Consider the following 16,515-nt stretch of genomic DNA (forward strand, 5'->3'; position numbering starts at 1 on the left):
GCCCCTTCCCGCTTGTGTTGAACTTGCCTGCACTGAGCCCTTTGATACTTTGGCTTCGCTGGGATAAACTAAAGCCGAAGTGTCGAAGCATGGGGGAGTCCCGATCCCGATAGTTATCGGGACCATCGGGAGGGAGGGGATAAACTCTAAAAAAGTATAAACAGGCTTTATTTCTTCCGGCATACAATTATATTATTAACCATATAGTTCCGGTTTTCCTCCTCCTGTTATTTTCTTAATAAAATGGTATTTCATACGGGGATATAGGAAATTATTTACCGATTTGATAATGAAATACAGGAATCACCCTCCTATTTTACGAATATACCACCCCTTTTAAGAAATAATTGCAACGAATTTTGTAGCAGAAAATGAAGTAATTAAACCCGGGGTCAGATCACCCTCCGATTCGGGCAAAATACGGCCTGGTCAGTTAAGAAATCCGGAGAAGGGATAATCCGAGCGACATTCAATGTTTTAAAAAGAATAGCACGATTTCCCTTTTGAAAGGAGCTCCGGTATTTTAGTACCTGTTTAAATAAGTGTTTATACTACATTTTACAAAGATCTGACAGGAATGGTTCCGGGAAAGTACGCACCACAATAGTCCCGGACCTGGTTTGTTACCGATTTTTCACTACAACCAAAACTAAATATATGATATGAGAATTTTTACTTGCTTTTTAAAAGCATCGGGTCTGCTTATGGTATTGGCAGTCTCGGTGTTTCAGATGAGTGCACAGGAGCAGATGCGCACGGTAACCGGAACGGTTATTTCGGGAGATAATAAAGGGCCGCTTCCCGGGGTTACCGTTAAAGTAAAAGGAGTGGCGCGGGGGACCACAACCGATTTTGACGGTAACTACGAGTTAAGGGTGAATGAAGACGAAGTCCTCGTCTTTTCATATGTCGGCTTTAAAACTGTTGAGATAGCTGTAAGCGGAAAAAATACCATTAATGTTACACTAAACCAGGATCTCCAGGAGCTCGATGAGACGGTAGTGGTTGGTTTCGGAACTCAAAAGAAGGCCAGCCTGGTCAGTTCTGTGACCACAATAAACCCCAAAGAACTCAAGGGCCCTACCAGTAACCTGACCACCATGATGGCAGGCAGGGTTTCGGGGATGATAGCCTATCAGCGCAGCGGGGAACCCGGGGCGGATAACTCGGAATTTTTTATCCGCGGACTGGGTACATTTGGTACCGGTAAGGTAAACCCGCTGATACTCATTGACGGCATAGAATCTTCGACCAGGGACATGGCCCGCTTGCAGCCGGATGATATCGACTCTTTTTCGGTATTAAAGGATGCCGCCGCCGCGGCAATTTACGGGGCAAGAGGGGCTAACGGAGTGGTACTGATTACCACCAAATCGGGTGAAGAGGGCAAGGTGAAGTTCAGATTCAGGGCAGAGAACAGGGTTTCTACCAATACCCGGAACTTCAGGTTTGCGGATAATATTACCTATATGAACCTGGCCAATGAAGCCGCCCTGACCAGAGATCCGAATGCCGTTCTGCCCTATACCCAGACCAAAATAGATCGTACTGAGGCAGGAGACAATCCCTTGCTGTATCCGAATAACAACTGGATAGATCAACTGATCAAGGATTATACCGTTAACCAGGGCTATAACCTGAGCGCCAGTGGTGGCGGAGAAAGGGCGCGGTATTATGTGGCAGGGACCTATAATGTAGACAACGGGGTGTTGAAAGTGGACGGGATAAACAACTTTAACAGCAATATCAAACTGCGCAATTATTCACTCCGTTCCAATGTTGATATCACCTTGACCAATACCACCGATGCCTCGGTAAGGCTTTACGGCCAGTTCGACGATTATAACGGCCCCGTAGGCGGGGGAGGTGCCACGTTTAACAGGGCCATCTGGTCCAATCCCGTAAGATTTCCGGCCGTATATCCTTCGGAATTGTTGCCCTATATAGAACATCCCTTGTTCGGAGGGGCGGTTGCCGGACAGGACGGCACGGGACTGCTGACCAACCCCTATGCCGAGATGGTAAAGGGATACCAGGTGTGGAAACGGTCTAATATCCAGGCCCAGCTCGAGTTGAAGCAGGACCTGGGCACGATCACCAAAGGGCTTACGGCACGTGCCATGGGATATGTGAGAAGAATGTCTTATTACCAGGTGTCCAGGCAATACAATCCTTTTTACTATACGGCCTCCCTGAGCCCTTTGGATAACAGCATTAACCTCAGGGTACTCAACGACGGCGGAGCGAATTCCATAGGCACCACCGGGAGCGAATACCTCGGGTATGACGAAGGCGACAAGGACATCGATTCCAGGATATACCTGGAAACAGCCATCAATTACAACCGGGTATTCGGAGAAAAACACGCTGTGTCCGGAATGCTCATCAACATCCTTTCCAGCTATGAAACCGGTAATTCGGGAAACGTCCAGTCCTCTTTGGCCCACAGGAATCACGGGATTTCCGGGCGTTTTACCTATGCCTATGACGACCGCTACCTCGCGGAGTTCAATTTCGGGTATAACGGCTCCGAGCGTTTTGCCAATGATCACCGGTATGGTTTCTTCCCTTCCTTCGGGGTGGGGTACCGTATATCCAATGAAAAATTTTTTGAACCGCTCAAAGAAGTGGTCAGTAACCTGAAATTCAGGGCTACCTACGGATGGGTAGGGAACGATGCCATCGGGGATGACGAAGACCGTTTTTTCTACCTGTCGAATGTCGACCTGAATGACGGGGACTTTGGAGCCCGTTTCGGAGAAGACTTCGGGTATTACAGGCCCGGTATTTCCATTTCGAGGTATGCCAACAACCAGATCAGCTGGGAAAAATCCGAGCAGATCAACATCGGTATGGACCTCAGCCTGTTTCGGAACTCCCTGGAAATTATTGTTGATGCGTTTCGCCAAAGAAGGAGCAATATCCTGCAGGAACGTTCCAATATCGGTTCTACCATGGGATTGATGGTCATTCCGGCAGCCAATTTCGGAAAAGCAGAGAGTAAAGGAGTTGATGTTTCTTTAACGTATAATAAGCAATTATCGCAAAACTTATGGACCAGCCTGCGCGGTAATTTTACCTATGCTACCAGCAAAATATTAAAATTCGATGAAAATATATACCCGGAAAACATGACGTACCGCTACAAAAAAGGACAATCGATTGCCAGACAGTTCGGGTATATAGCCGAAAGGCTGTTTGTTGACGATAATGAGGTAGCCAATTCTCCCACTCAATTCGGTACATATATGGGGGGAGACATCAAATACAGGGACATGAACGGCGATGGGGTGATCACTTCCAACGATATGGTGCCCATCGGTTATCCCACCACCCCCGAGATCGTTTACGGGTTTGGCGGTACCGCCGGTTTTAAGAACTTCGATATCAGTGCCTTTTTCCAGGGTTCGGCCCGTACTTCTTTCTTTATCAACCCGAGAAATATATCTCCTTTTGTACTGAATTATGATGATGATATCAATACCTACGCACAAAACGGGCTGCTGAATGTCGTTGCAGACAGTCACTGGTCTGAAGAGAACCGGGATATATACGCATTCTGGCCCAGGCTGAGCGATACTTTTATTGAAAACAATAATCAGAGATCCACCTGGTGGATGCGAAACGGTGCTTTTCTGCGGCTTAAAAGTGTGGAGATAGGCTATAACACTCCTGCCAGATTTCTGGATAAATACGGAATAAAGGGATTGCGGATTTACCTCAGCGGAACCAATCTCGCCGTATGGAGCAAGTTTAAGATGTGGGATCCCGAAATGGGAGGCGACGGCCTGGGCTACCCTGTACAATCGGTATATAACATCGGGGTATTGCTCGACCTGTAACCTATAGAACAACAAACAAAAAGAACATGATGAAGACCAATATATACAACCAACTCTACAGGGGATTTATATCGATACCGTTTGTGTTAATGGGTATGCTGCAATCCTGTAATGACGATTTCCTGGACGTGGTGCCGGACAATGTATCTACCGTAGAGCACGCATTTAAGCTCAGGAACGAAGCCGAAAAATATTTGTTTACCTGCTATTCCTACCTTCCCAAAGACGGGGATGTACGTTATAATATAGGAATGCTGGCCGGGGATGAAATGTGGATACCGTACCAGAAACGGATCACCAGTTATGCCTTTGAAATTGCCCGGGGGAACCAGCGAAGATCCGAACCCTATATGAATGCCTGGTACGGTAATTACCAGGGAGGAGGTCCGGATGACGATTTCGGTCTGTACAAAGGCATACGGCATTGCAATATTTTTCTGGAGAACGTTCGCGACACCGACAATGTTCCCGACCTTGGGGATGCAGAGCGGGAACGATGGATAGGAGAAGCGGAGTTCCTGAAAGCCTATTATCATTTTTACCTGCTCCGGATGTATGGCCCCATTCCCATCGTCGATGAAAATTTACCCATAGATGCGGAAGAGGAAGAGGTGAATGTAAAAAGACAACCGGTAGATGAATGTGTGGATTATATCACAGCATTACTGGACAGTGCTGCCCAAAAGCTGCCGGAGATCATTGCAGACCGCAACACGGAACTGGGACGGATAACCAGGCCTATTGCTTTGGGAATAAAGGCAAAATTGCTGCTGATGGCTGCCAGTCCCCTGTTTAACGGAAACCTGGATTTTTCCGGTTTTACGAATGCAGACGGGACTCCTTTGTTCAATTCAAGTGCGGACGAAACAAAATGGCGGAAAGCCGCAGATGCTGCGCTGGAAGCTATCCAATCGGCAGAAGGGACCGGGCATAGCCTTTACGTATTTCCCCAATCGTCTTTTTCGCTTACCGATACCACCATGACCCAGCTCAGTATACGGCAGTCCGTGTGTGAGCGCTGGAATCCCGAGCATGTCTGGGCCAACCCTAACAGCCAGACCGATGACCTGCAACTTTTTAGTATGGCCCCCCTGCACGTGGAGCACAATCACAATGTTGCCAACAAGATTTTGTCCCCGCCCTTAAAGATCGCCAGGCTGTTCTATACCCATAACGGGGTGCCTATAAACGAAGATAAGACCCTGGATTTTACAGATGAAAAAAGCATTAGAACAGCAACGCACGACGAACGGTTTTATATCGAAGAAGGCTTTGAAACGGCCAGGATCAACTTTGATCGGGAGCCCCGGTTCTACGCTTCTCTATGTTTTGATGGCGGGATCTGGTATAAATACGACAGCCCTTCCAACTCGGATGAAAATACCTGGGTGCTCAGGGGAAAATACACGGATTATGCAGGAAGTGGTCACTACCAGAGCTATAACGAAACAGGATATTACATCAAGAAACTGGTAGACTGGACGCAGTCGATGAACGCTTCCGGGGCTTCCTATAAGGAATATCCCTGGCCGCAATTGCGCCTGGCCGACCTGTACCTGATGTATGCCGAAGCCCTGAACGAAGCCGAAGGGCCTTCCCCAACCGTTTATGAATACCTGGACAGGATCAGGGAAAGAGCAGGCCTTAAAGGCGTGGTGGAGTCCTGGGAAAATTATTCCGTAAATCCGTCAAAGTACACGACCAAAGAAGGACTCAGGGAGATCATACACCAGGAACGCCTTATTGAACTGGCCTTTGAAGGGCACCGGTTCTGGGATCTGAAGCGATGGAAAAAAGCGGTAGAAGTATTGAACGCCCCCATTACGGGATGGAATATACGGGGAGAGGATACCAATTCCTATTATCAGGTCCGGACCATCTACCAGCAGCAATTTATCGCTCCCCGCGACTATTTCTGGCCCATAGGAGAAAATACCATTATTCAGAACCCTAACCTGGTGCAAAACCCGGGATGGTAAAGATGTCCAATTGTAAACAGATGTAAGCGATGAAAAATTCAATAAAAAACAAGTTGACCGCAGGCGTATTCACGATGGCTCTTTTTATCATTAGCGGGAGCATTATTGTAGCCTGCAGCGATTCCGATACCCAGGAACCCCTGGAGAACAACCCGGAAGCGCCGGGCGTTGTACATAATGTAAGTGTGGAAAACCAGCCCGGAAAAGCCAGGATCACTTATGCGCTTCCCGAAGAACAGGACCTGCTCTACGTCAAGGCCGAATATACCCTGGCTACCGGGAAAAGTATGGAGGTCAAAGCTTCCTATTACGAAAACTCCGTCCTGGTGGAGGGCTTTGCCGATACGTTGGAACACGAGGTAAAACTGTATGCCGTGAACCGGAGTGAAGTGGCCTCCGAACCGGTTGCTGTTACGGTCAAACCACAGGAAGCCCCCTTGTGGGACGTGTACAAAAGTCTTCATGTAGGGGCAGCTTTCGGAGGGGTATATGTCAATGCGGAAAATCCCTACCGGAGCGATGTGGCCATACTCATTATGCAGAAAAACGAACATGACGAATGGGAGATCAACCCTAACAGCATTTACTCTTCTACTGATAGTATTTCCCATACCTTACGCGGATTGGATACCTTAAAACAGGACTTTGCATTTACAGTAAGGGACCGGTGGCTCAATTATTCGGATACGCTCTACACCAGTATATCTCCGCTCTATGAAGCCGCCATTCCCCAATCCGGTTATAACGGTATGAATCTGCCCGGCGATGCTCCGAGGCATCCTTCTACGTCAATGTCAGGGATGTGGGATGGTAATATTATAGACTGGCCCAGTATCTACATGACCCAGGCCGCTCATCCCGGCGAGCACGTCATTACCTTTGATATCGGGCAACTGGCCAAACTGAGCCGTATTGTTATCTGGGACTATCCCGAATACTACAACGGGCGTACCTATTATTACCTGCATTGTATGTACCGGTTCGAAATATGGGGATCGGACGATCCGCCCGCCGACGGCAGCTTTGACAACTGGCACCTGCTGGGCACTTACCAGGAAACAAAACCTTCGGGGCTGCCCTACGGAGAGCAGAACGATGAAGATTACCGGGCGGCCAATGCGGGGTTCAGCTGGGAATTCGATATTAATGTCCCGAAAGTAAGGTATCTGAGGATCAGATGTCTGGAGAACTGGGGAGGAAGCACCAACCTCGCTATCGGGGAATTACAGGTATTTGGCGACCCGAGGTAAAAAGAGACTTGGTAAATGACAAAAATTCAAACATACTATCAGGAGAAGCCAGAGCCTAAGAACCGGTTGCCAGTTTGTAAAAAACTATAAAAACCGGCAACCGGTAACAGGCAACCGGAACCCGGCAACTGTCCTACAGTCTCACATCATACCCGATAAATTTTTGTCATGTCCTAAAAAAAGAGATATAAATTATAAAGACAAGATCATGAACAGCAATACTATAAAAACAGTTTTATACGGAATTGTCCTGTGCCTTTTTACCGTTTTGTCCTGTTCGGAAATGGACGATTATAAAGAATACACCAAAGAAGGGGAAATATCCTATACCGGTAAGATAGACGCTTTGAAGATCTATTCCGGGCGGAACAGGGTTTTAATTGAAGGACTTTTCAGGGCAGACCCCAAGATCACCGAATGTCGCATTTACTGGAATGATAAAAGGGATTCTGTAGTGATCCCGGTAACAAAAACGGCAAGTGTAGACACTTTACTGACTTTGATTGATGATCTGGACGAGAACATCTACAATTTTGAAGTGAGGACCTATGATGATCTGGGGAACAGTTCGGTCCCGGTTTACGCAACGGGGGCATCTTACGGACAACGGTACCAGGCCTCCCTGATAAACAGGCCGGTCAATAAAAGCGATCTTTATGCGGGAGACCTTACGGCTACGATAGAATACGCGAGCATGGACCTTACCAGCGGTGTATTTGCCACGGAAATAATATATACCGATGGCGATGATGAAGAACACACGCTTCGGGTTCCCGTAGATAGTTCAAAAGCGGAAATAGACAGTTATAAAATAGGGACGGATTTTCGATACCGGACGCTCTTTCTGCCCGATTCCACCAGTATCGATACCTTTTCCACCGATTATATCACTATTGATCCGGATATTGTTTACCTGAAAAATTACAGTGCCCCGTTCGAAGTAGAATCTTCGTCAGGGAGATGGGGAACACTTGCGGACTGGATCACCAATGATGCTGCTAAAACCCACAGTGATCACGGCGGGACCGATACCCATACGGGAACAAGGTTATTCAACCTGGAATCCGGCTGGGGGACTCCCGAAATAGTGAACGGAAAGATATACCAGACCGTTACTTTGTCTCCGGGAACATATACGTTCAAGGCTAACCTGAGACAAACGAACGGGGAAAACGACACCTGGAATGTCGGCCAGGGAGACCGGGCCTACCTCGTTGTAGGTGAAGGAAATGAGCTTCCGGACGTAGATGTCATAGAAACTTCGTCTGCCACACTGGGGTTTGTAAGAGTGCTAAGGGACAATGACCCTGATGACTTTAAAGTAGAATTTACCATTACCGAAGAAAAACAGGTTTCCGTGGGATATGCTACCACACAACCGGGTGGCAATGTAAGTGAACAATATCCGGGAACCGCGAACGGAAGACACTGCAATATCTTATCATTTGAATTTTTTAAAACCGATTAGTTATGGATTATCTGAAAAAGTCGGGCTGTTTGTTCATGCTCTGTGCCCTGCTGGCGTGTACGGACGATGGCAGACAGGAAGAACCTGACCTTGGGGAACCCCCCGAAAGCGAAGCCGGTATCCCGGGCTTGAAAACCCTGGATGTGAGCAACGTAACACTGAACACGGCAACAGTCACGGGAAGTGTTACAAACAACGGAGGTGCATCAGTGACCAAAAGAGGAATATGCTGGAGTAAAACAGGTATACCCACCGTAGAAGGCGCATCGGCAGATGCCGTATCTATACAAGCTTCAGGTGAGTTTTCCGCAAACCTGAACGGCCTGGAAGAAAACACGGAATATTATGTCCGGGCCTTTGCGGCCAATGGTGCCGGTACCGGTTACGGAGAAGTGTTAAACTTTGTTACAGGCAGGACTTCCGAACCTGTGCAACCCTTGGTTTTCCTGGATTCCACCACTTTTGACAACACCCGGAAGTTCGAAGAGCACTGGGAAATGTTTTATCCGTGGGGAACCGATCATAACGGTTCGGCCCGGATGTATGAAGACCAGGTAACGCTGGACGGAAACGGCGGATTGCTGATAGAAGCCAACCGCATTTATGAAGACGAAGGAGACAGTTCTGCCGATCCCTGGTTAAAAATAAAATACCATTCCGGGGCCATTCATTTTAAGGAACACATTGTGGTGAGTGATTCGCTGCCCTCCTGGGAGATCAGCGGGGATTTCCAGGTGCCTACCACAAGGGGGTCCTGGCCGGCCTTCTGGATCACCGGGGCCTGGAGCTGGCCGCCGGAGATCGACATTATGGAGTTTAAAGGGAACAATACCAACTGGCAAAACACGGTGACAGGCCCCGATTGGCAGAACACGTCCTGGCAAACGACCAAAACCACGGTGTCTAATGCCGGAAACTGGCACAATTATAAAGTGATCATCAATAAAACCTCGCAAACCGATGTGGAGATCAAGCTCTACATCGACGGAGATCAGACGGGCACACATACGGCCGATTTTGTAGGAAAACCGTTCTGGCTGATCATCAATATGCAAATGGAAGGTTCCAGCGGTGCCCCCGGCCCCGAATATGCCGAATACAGGGCCCGGAATATCTATGTGGCGGCTACTCCCGCCGAAACACCTTAAAAAACCCTAAATTATAATACCTATGAAAACAATACATCTGCTTTACACAATACTTTTTGCATTAGCTATGGCATGCAGCGGAGATGACCAGACCCAGGCTCCGGAAGAACTTATGGATAAAACAGGAAAGGAAGGTTCAGGAGAAGTCCCGGAACTTCAGGCTGTGGAAATCGATAATATTACCACCACCACGGCGATTGCCAGGGGAAATATTGTTAAGAACGGAAGCTCCCCGGTAACCGAAAGGGGAGTGTGCTGGAGTGTAGAAAGCTCTCCCGTTAAGGAAGATCACAATGCCGAAGCCTCATCGGTGAAAGCCGGGGGAGAATTTATGGTAAATCTCGGAGACCTAGAGGATAATACAACCTATTACGTGCGTGCCTATGCCGTCAACGAGGCCGGCACGGCCTATGGAGAGGAACAACTGTTCAAAACCCGGACGGCGGGACTTCCGGTCGTCCTGACCGATGACCGCTACGCAGCCGGAACGGAAACCGCTTTTATAAGGGCGGAGATAACCGCTGACAACGGTTTTCCGATAACAGAGAGAGGAGTGTGCTGGAGCGATACTCCCGGGGCTACGGTTGAGGACAACAAGGTCCCCGAAGGGGATGGCCCGGGAAGTTTCAGGAGCAGGATAGATGACCTGGCCCCGGATATGACCTACTACGTAAGGGCTTATGCCACCAATTCAAAAGGGACCGCTTATGGAGATGAAATAGAAGTGCAGACCATAGTCAAAGGAAATGTGACCTACACGCTTCATAAAGAACCCGATCCTTCACCGGAATTACAGGAGCATTATCAGCGAATAGAAGCCGCCATGGAGAGTGCAGCCGACTATTACAATAATTTTACCTCGATCGAAAAAACACTCAATGTGTATTACAATCCCGGGGTTCCGACTGCCGATGGAAATATTAACGGGACCATCAGGATCGGCTCCAATCCCAGTTACCAAAGAACAGGAACAGCCATGCATGAAATTATGCACACGGTGGGCGTAGGACAGCACTGGATGTGGAACGAATTGATCTCCGACGGTGTCTACCAGGGGGAAAATGCCAATGAGATTTTACAATTTATGGAAGGCGATGCAGAAGCCGTTATAAAAGGGGATGGCCTGCACTTCTGGCCTTACGGGATCAACGGTGCTCATGAAGATACGGGAGATGAAATGCTTTATATTACCCATGCCCTGATCATGCAGGGTATGAAGAAGGACGGATTGCCGAGTAATTAAGTTTTGTTAGCCTGTAATGATCATTATCTGATCGTTACGGGTAAGTAATTTTATAATACCCGGTTTAAGACGCGCTTATTCCGAACATTCACATAAAAGCTCCGGATCTCCCGAAAACTGGTTCGGAATTTGCCCACTTTAGCCCGCCTCAATTACAAGTCCAAATGATATGAAAATATTGTTTGGATTTTTTATATGATTCTGTATGACTTGGTAAAAATAGAATTTTCTTAATATCGGGTGCCACATAAGACTCTTTCAGTCCGCCCCGATCAATTGCAATACGCAGAACAACTATCCCCGGATCACCGCAAGTCAGTGTAAGGGTATGCTTTTTTGCGTTTTATTCAACAGGAAACCTGGCTACCGCAAGGACATCATCGTTCTGAAGTGCCGGGTCTTTTCGTTCCCCGGAAAATTCATATGTAAAGCATAACCCATCCGGGTTTTCCGGGTCGCCGTATTCACTAAAGGTATTATATTTGAAAGGATCTGTTTTTATACGATCTTCAAAAGAAATACTGATTCCGGGGCTCCTGAAAAGCCGGGAATCTCAAATGGCACATAGTTTATACGCTTTGAACCATATTTAATACGCCTTTAAGTGTCTTTTTGATAACATTGTATTGTGAAATATCTAAATCCATTGAATAAAAAATTAATGATCGCCAGATTAAATAAGACTATTTGGATATGCCTGGCCCTGTTTGTATTCAACCGGGCACAGGCGGAAGACTGGAATAAACTGCTGACATCCCCGGATGGTACCTACCAGTTGACAATAACGGGGGATAATGCCGGAGAGATTAAATACAAGGTCAACTATAAAGGGAAACCCCTGATCAAATCATCCCGGTTGCAGATTGAGTTAGACAACCACCTTTCCGAATGGGCATTGGCCATTAAGGAAAAACCCGAAGCCCCCTGGATGGACGGACTTGTACTGAAAGAAACCGGGACCAATGCTGTGGATTCAACCTGGACACCGGTCTATGGCGAGCGTTCTGTCATACAGCAAAAGTATAACGAACTGACCCTCTCTTTTGAACAAAAGGCCAGCGCGAACTATAAAATGGATATCCAGTTGAGAGCCTATAACGAAGGGGTGGCCATCCGGTATTATTTCCATACCAACCCGACGGGTATTTATTATAGGATAACCGAAGAAAATACAGAATTCACTTTTCCGGAAGGTACGCAGGCCTGGTTTGAGCCTTGGGCACAGGGCCCGTTCACAAAAATGCCTTTGGCCGAATGGCCGGCGGAAAGCGAAAGGCCCCTCACCCTGGAACTGGAAAACGGCCTGTATGCCTGCCTGGCAGAAGCGGCTATGGTGGATTTTGTACGGACAAAATTCGAGTTAGCCGACGATAAGCCCAATACCGTAAAAACGGTGCTTTATGAATCCGTAGATAAAGTGCCGTATTTTGCCACACCGTGGAGAGTGATCATGGCCGCGGAGACCCCCGGAGAACTCATCGAGCACAACGATATTTTGCTTAACCTGAACGCCCCCTCCGCAATTGACGATACTTCCTGGATCAAGCCCGGAAAAATTGTGCGTGATCTCACGCTCTCCGATGAGGGCGCCAAAGATTGGATAGATTTTGCCGCAGAACACAACCTGCAGTATGTTTTGTTTGACTGTTGCTGGTATGGCGATAATTTCAGCTGGGACTCGGATGCGACCACCGTAGATGTTGATCTCGATCTGAAGGAAGTGGTTCGTTACGGTAAGGAAAAAGGCGTGGGGGTCTGGGTATATGTCAACCAGCAGGCACTCGCCAGGCAGGATTTTGAGATATACCCCCTTTACAGGGAATGGGGGCTGGCGGGCGTAAAATACGGTTTTGTACAGGTGGGGCCCCATCGCTGGACCAAATGGCTGCACGAATCGGTACAGCGGGCAGCCGAAAACCGGTTGATGGTCAATATCCACGATGAATTCCGCTTAACAGGTGAGCAGCGTACCTGGCCCAATATCATGACCGTAGAAGGTATTCGCGGCAATGAAGAAATGCCCGATGCCACGCATAATACTGTATTGCCGTTTACCCGCGGTATTGCCGGAATGGGCGACTATACCGTGTGCTACTACTCGCCGCGTATCAAAACCACCCATGCACATCAGCTGGCTTTATCGGTAGTGATGTACAGCCCGTTGCAAACGCTGTTCTGGTATGATAAAGCTTCCGATTATCAGGGAGAGCCCGAGATTGAATTTTTTGAAAAAGTCCCTACGGTATGGGATGACACCAAAGTGCCGGACGGCCGGATAGGTGAATACATCATTACCGCCAGGCGATCCGGAACGGAATGGTTTATCGGCGGGATCACTAATAATGACGCCAGGGAGGTCGAACTGGACCTTGATTTCCTTGACAAAGACAAAAAATATGTCGCCACCCTTTACCGGGATGATGCATCCGTAAAGACCAGGACACAGGTGTCCCTGACACAGAAAAAGGTGACGGCATCGACCAAACTGAAATTAAAACTGAAAGCATCGGGAGGTGTGGCAATATGGATAAGGGAACGATAATTTTGAGATTTGTTCTGGCCGTTATCCTGTGCATAAGTACATGTATGACGGGTATGGCACAATTACCCGTACCTTCCGATATCGGAAATGTACACCCGCGCTGTTTCGGTAAAAAAATGTCCCGGGAAGCTGTTCGGCAACTGGCTGCACGGGAAGAATGGGCACAGCAGATCATCTACAAAACCGAAGAAAGGGTATCCAGATACCTGGACCATTGCGAAGAGGACCCGGAGTGGCTGCTGTCCAGGCTCCAGATGTACTGGAAAACCAGATCGACACAAGTCTATATCGACGGGGGAAAGTACGACCACGCAGAGGGAGAAGCCCCCGTTCCTACGGTCAGGTTTCCGGGGACAAGGGACCATCGTACCGATTATTTTACGCCGCGACTGGAAGATGTCAAACCCTATATGGATGACGAGCGGGGATTGTATCTCCAGCGAAGAGATAATAAGCAGTGGGAATGGACCGATATGGTTTCCTCGGCCAGGATCGTCGAGTCCGTCAACCGGAACATCCTGGAAATAGCCAGGGATGCCGCTTTTATGTATTGGTATACCGGAAAGGAAGCCTATGCCAGACTTGCCTTTGGGGTGCTGGATACCTACCTGACCGGACTTTATTATCGGGCGGAACCCATAGACCTGAGCCATGGCCACCATCAAACCCTGGTAGGGCTGACCTCCTTTGAAGTCATACAGGAACATTACATTGCGGAAGTGACACAGGCTTATGATTTCCTGTATGATTACATTTCAGCCAACTACCCAGGCAAGATCGCGTTGTATAGCGCCAGCCTTCAGAAGTGGGCCGACCAGGTGATCAAAAACGGGGTGAGTTTCAATAACTGGAATCTCTTCCAGGCGGGGCACGTATCCCGTATTGCCCTGGTGCTGGAAAATGACTTGGCTTATAAAAACGGCAAAGGCGCACAATACTATCTTGACCGGATCACCAATCAAAACAGTACCCGCCAATGGTCGCTGACCAAACTCATTGATTACGGGTACGATCCGGACACGGGTATCTGGAATGAAAGTCCCGGCTATGCATTGGGTGTTCTCCGCGATTTTATCCGTTTTGCAGCATTTTACGATCATACCTTTGACATTGACCTTATAGCAAAACTACCCGTACTCCGGCAGGCGGTCATTGCCGCACCGCAATACCTCTACCCCAACGGTTACCGGGTGGCCTTTGGAGACGGACACTACGGAAAACCGGAGGCCGGCCCGGTATTGTATATGATCGAAAACGCCAAAAAATACGGCAAGGAAACCGATGAGGTCTTTTTCACCCGTATGCTCAAGACCCTGTTTGATGAAAACAGTTATGCAGATGGGCTCAATGGCAGGCATATCGAAAACCTCTTTGCCGAAGCCCCGCTTAAGATCCGGAAAGATATTCGGCCGGGCAAACTTGAGGATTTCACTGCTCCGCTGTTTTATGCGCCCAACACCAGTTGGCTGGTGCAACGGCAAGGTACAGACGAGTCGGGCCTGATGATCAGCCAGATCGGCTCCAAAGGCAATCACATGCATTCCAACGGTATTGCCATGGAACTTTATGGCCTGGGTTTGCCATTGGCCCCGGAGTTGGGAAACGGCCCCAGCTACTTTTCCGCAGCCTATGCCGAATATTACTCTCAGTTTCCGGCCCACAACACCGTAATCGTCAACGGAAAGTCCAGGTATCCGGAAATGAAAAGCAATCACGCCTTTACCTGCAATGCCGCCTATCCCGAAAGCGGGAAACAAGAGGGTAATCTGCCGGGTTTTACTTTTTCCGATGTGAGTTTTCTGGAACCTGAGACCTATAGCGACCAGCGAAGGGTAATGGGCATTGTTTCCGATGAGGAAAACGGTTATTACATCGATATTTTCCGCTCCGCCCAAAGGGAAGGCAAGGATGTCAAGCACGAATATTTTTACCACAACCTGGGACAAAGCCTGGACCTGAAAGATATACAGGGAAATCCCCTGAACCTGGAACCAACCTCCAAAATGGCTTTTGGCGATGGCGACCTGATGGCCTACGATTATATGTGGGATAAAAAATCCATAGAATTCGCAGATGATTTTACCGGGCAGTTTAACCTGGAGATGAAGGACAAGACCGTTACGATGAACCTTTGGGTCAAGGGCGAAAGCGACCGGGAGATCTTCTCGGCCATGAGCCCGAAGTCCACGGCTTTCCGGCACGGGCCGCTCCCCGAAGCATTCAATGACTTACCGGTCCCGACCCTGGTCATCCGGCAGAACGGGGAAGCATGGAACCGTCCTTTTGTCGCCGTGTATCAACCTGCCCTGAACGGAGCGTCCAATATCCGGTCTGTGGATTATTTCGGTAAAAATGAGCAGGCCGGTATCCGTGTGACCGGCAGATCGGGAAAAGAAGATTTTATTCTATCCACCACAAACGGTGATCAAAGCTGGAAACATAAAGACATAAGCCTCACCGGGACATACGGAGTAGTATCGGTTAAGGATAACAATCTTAAAATGTTCCTGGGCCACGGCCGGTCACTTGGATATAAAAAATACACATTGCGTACTGAAGAACCGGCTTCCCTGGCATTCGCGGTCGACAACGGGCAGTGGTATGTGATGACTACAGCCCCGGCATGCCTGAACATTTCCGTTAATGATGTAAAGGCAGATTACCAGCTGGAAGATGCTAATGGCAACAGCTATCAGGGTACGGTAGATAAAAAGACGAAACAGGTTCGTTTTAATCTTCCTGTACTGGAGCATACCCCGGTAAAACTGAAAATATCAAATTAAGGCTGACAAGGCTCCTCTGCTTCGACCGGGCTCAGCACCGGCTTTGTGACGAAGGGAGGTGGTCCCGATCTTTGATTGGGAGCGGAGGGTTAGAAATCCCAGGCCATTGGAAAAACGCATATGTTCGGGACTAAATTCCAAAAGCTTAAGCTGGGTCAAACTTCCCGTCCCGCTTTTGCGGGACACTTCTGCTTTGGCAGGTGCCCGGCACAGCACTTCGTCTGAAGAAGGGAGCTTTTGAGATTTGTTAAAATAATACG

8 protein-coding genes and 1 pseudogene are annotated in these 16,515 nt (G+C 48.4%); 8 read left to right on the plus strand and 1 reads right to left on the minus strand.

The window, feature by feature from the left end; genetic code table 11:
• Nucleotides 1–662 precede the first annotated feature (662 nt).
• The 6 genes from LS482_RS09855 (at nucleotide 663) to LS482_RS09880 (ending at nucleotide 10,930) form a co-directional block, all read left to right on the plus strand.
• Nucleotides 663–3,842 (plus strand): SusC/RagA family TonB-linked outer membrane protein, encoded by a 3,180-nt coding sequence (locus LS482_RS09855; RefSeq protein ID WP_233031615.1) that lies wholly within the window; start codon nucleotides 663–665, stop codon nucleotides 3,840–3,842.
• Between the two features lie 26 nt (nucleotides 3,843–3,868).
• Nucleotides 3,869–5,821, plus strand: a complete 1,953-nt coding sequence (locus LS482_RS09860; protein WP_233031616.1) for a RagB/SusD family nutrient uptake outer membrane protein — start codon at nucleotides 3,869–3,871, stop codon at nucleotides 5,819–5,821.
• A gap of 29 nt (nucleotides 5,822–5,850) precedes the next feature.
• The gene (locus LS482_RS09865) at nucleotides 5,851–7,071 is read left to right on the plus strand and encodes a DUF5000 domain-containing lipoprotein (protein WP_233031617.1); all 1,221 of its coding nucleotides are present in this window, start codon (nucleotides 5,851–5,853) and stop codon (nucleotides 7,069–7,071) included.
• Between the two features lie 208 nt (nucleotides 7,072–7,279).
• Complete coding sequence (locus LS482_RS09870) at nucleotides 7,280–8,539, plus strand: DUF4998 domain-containing protein (RefSeq protein WP_233031618.1); 1,260 nt, start codon at nucleotides 7,280–7,282, stop codon at nucleotides 8,537–8,539.
• Nucleotides 8,540–8,541: 2 nt separating this feature from the next.
• A complete protein-coding gene (locus tag LS482_RS09875; RefSeq protein ID WP_233031619.1) occupies nucleotides 8,542–9,687 on the plus strand; it encodes a family 16 glycosylhydrolase in 1,146 nt (381 codons plus the stop codon).
• A 22-nt stretch (nucleotides 9,688–9,709) separates the two neighbouring features.
• Entirely contained in the window at nucleotides 9,710–10,930 is a 1,221-nt protein-coding gene (locus LS482_RS09880) for a hypothetical protein (protein ID WP_233031620.1), read from the plus strand.
• Nucleotides 10,931–11,078: 148 nt separating this feature from the next.
• Here LS482_RS09880 and LS482_RS21770 read toward each other — a convergent pair.
• Nucleotides 11,079–11,252, minus strand: a pseudogene (locus LS482_RS21770) (hypothetical protein); the annotation flags it as partial.
• A 339-nt stretch (nucleotides 11,253–11,591) separates the two neighbouring features.
• Here LS482_RS21770 and LS482_RS09885 point away from each other — a divergent pair.
• Together LS482_RS09885 and LS482_RS09890 are read left to right on the plus strand one after the other, a co-directional pair.
• Nucleotides 11,592–13,472 carry a glycoside hydrolase family 97 protein gene (locus tag LS482_RS09885; protein ID WP_233031621.1) on the plus strand — a complete coding sequence of 627 codons (1,881 nt, stop codon included), beginning with the start codon at nucleotides 11,592–11,594 and terminating at the stop codon, nucleotides 13,470–13,472.
• A gap of 53 nt (nucleotides 13,473–13,525) precedes the next feature.
• On the plus strand, nucleotides 13,526–16,255 hold the full coding sequence (locus tag LS482_RS09890; protein WP_233031622.1) for an endo-acting ulvan lysase-like protein: 2,730 nt from the start codon (nucleotides 13,526–13,528) through the stop codon (nucleotides 16,253–16,255).
• Nucleotides 16,256–16,515: the final 260 nt, after the last annotated feature.

Source organism: Sinomicrobium kalidii, from assembly GCF_021183825.1.
GTDB lineage: Bacteria > Bacteroidota > Bacteroidia > Flavobacteriales > Flavobacteriaceae > Sinomicrobium > Sinomicrobium kalidii.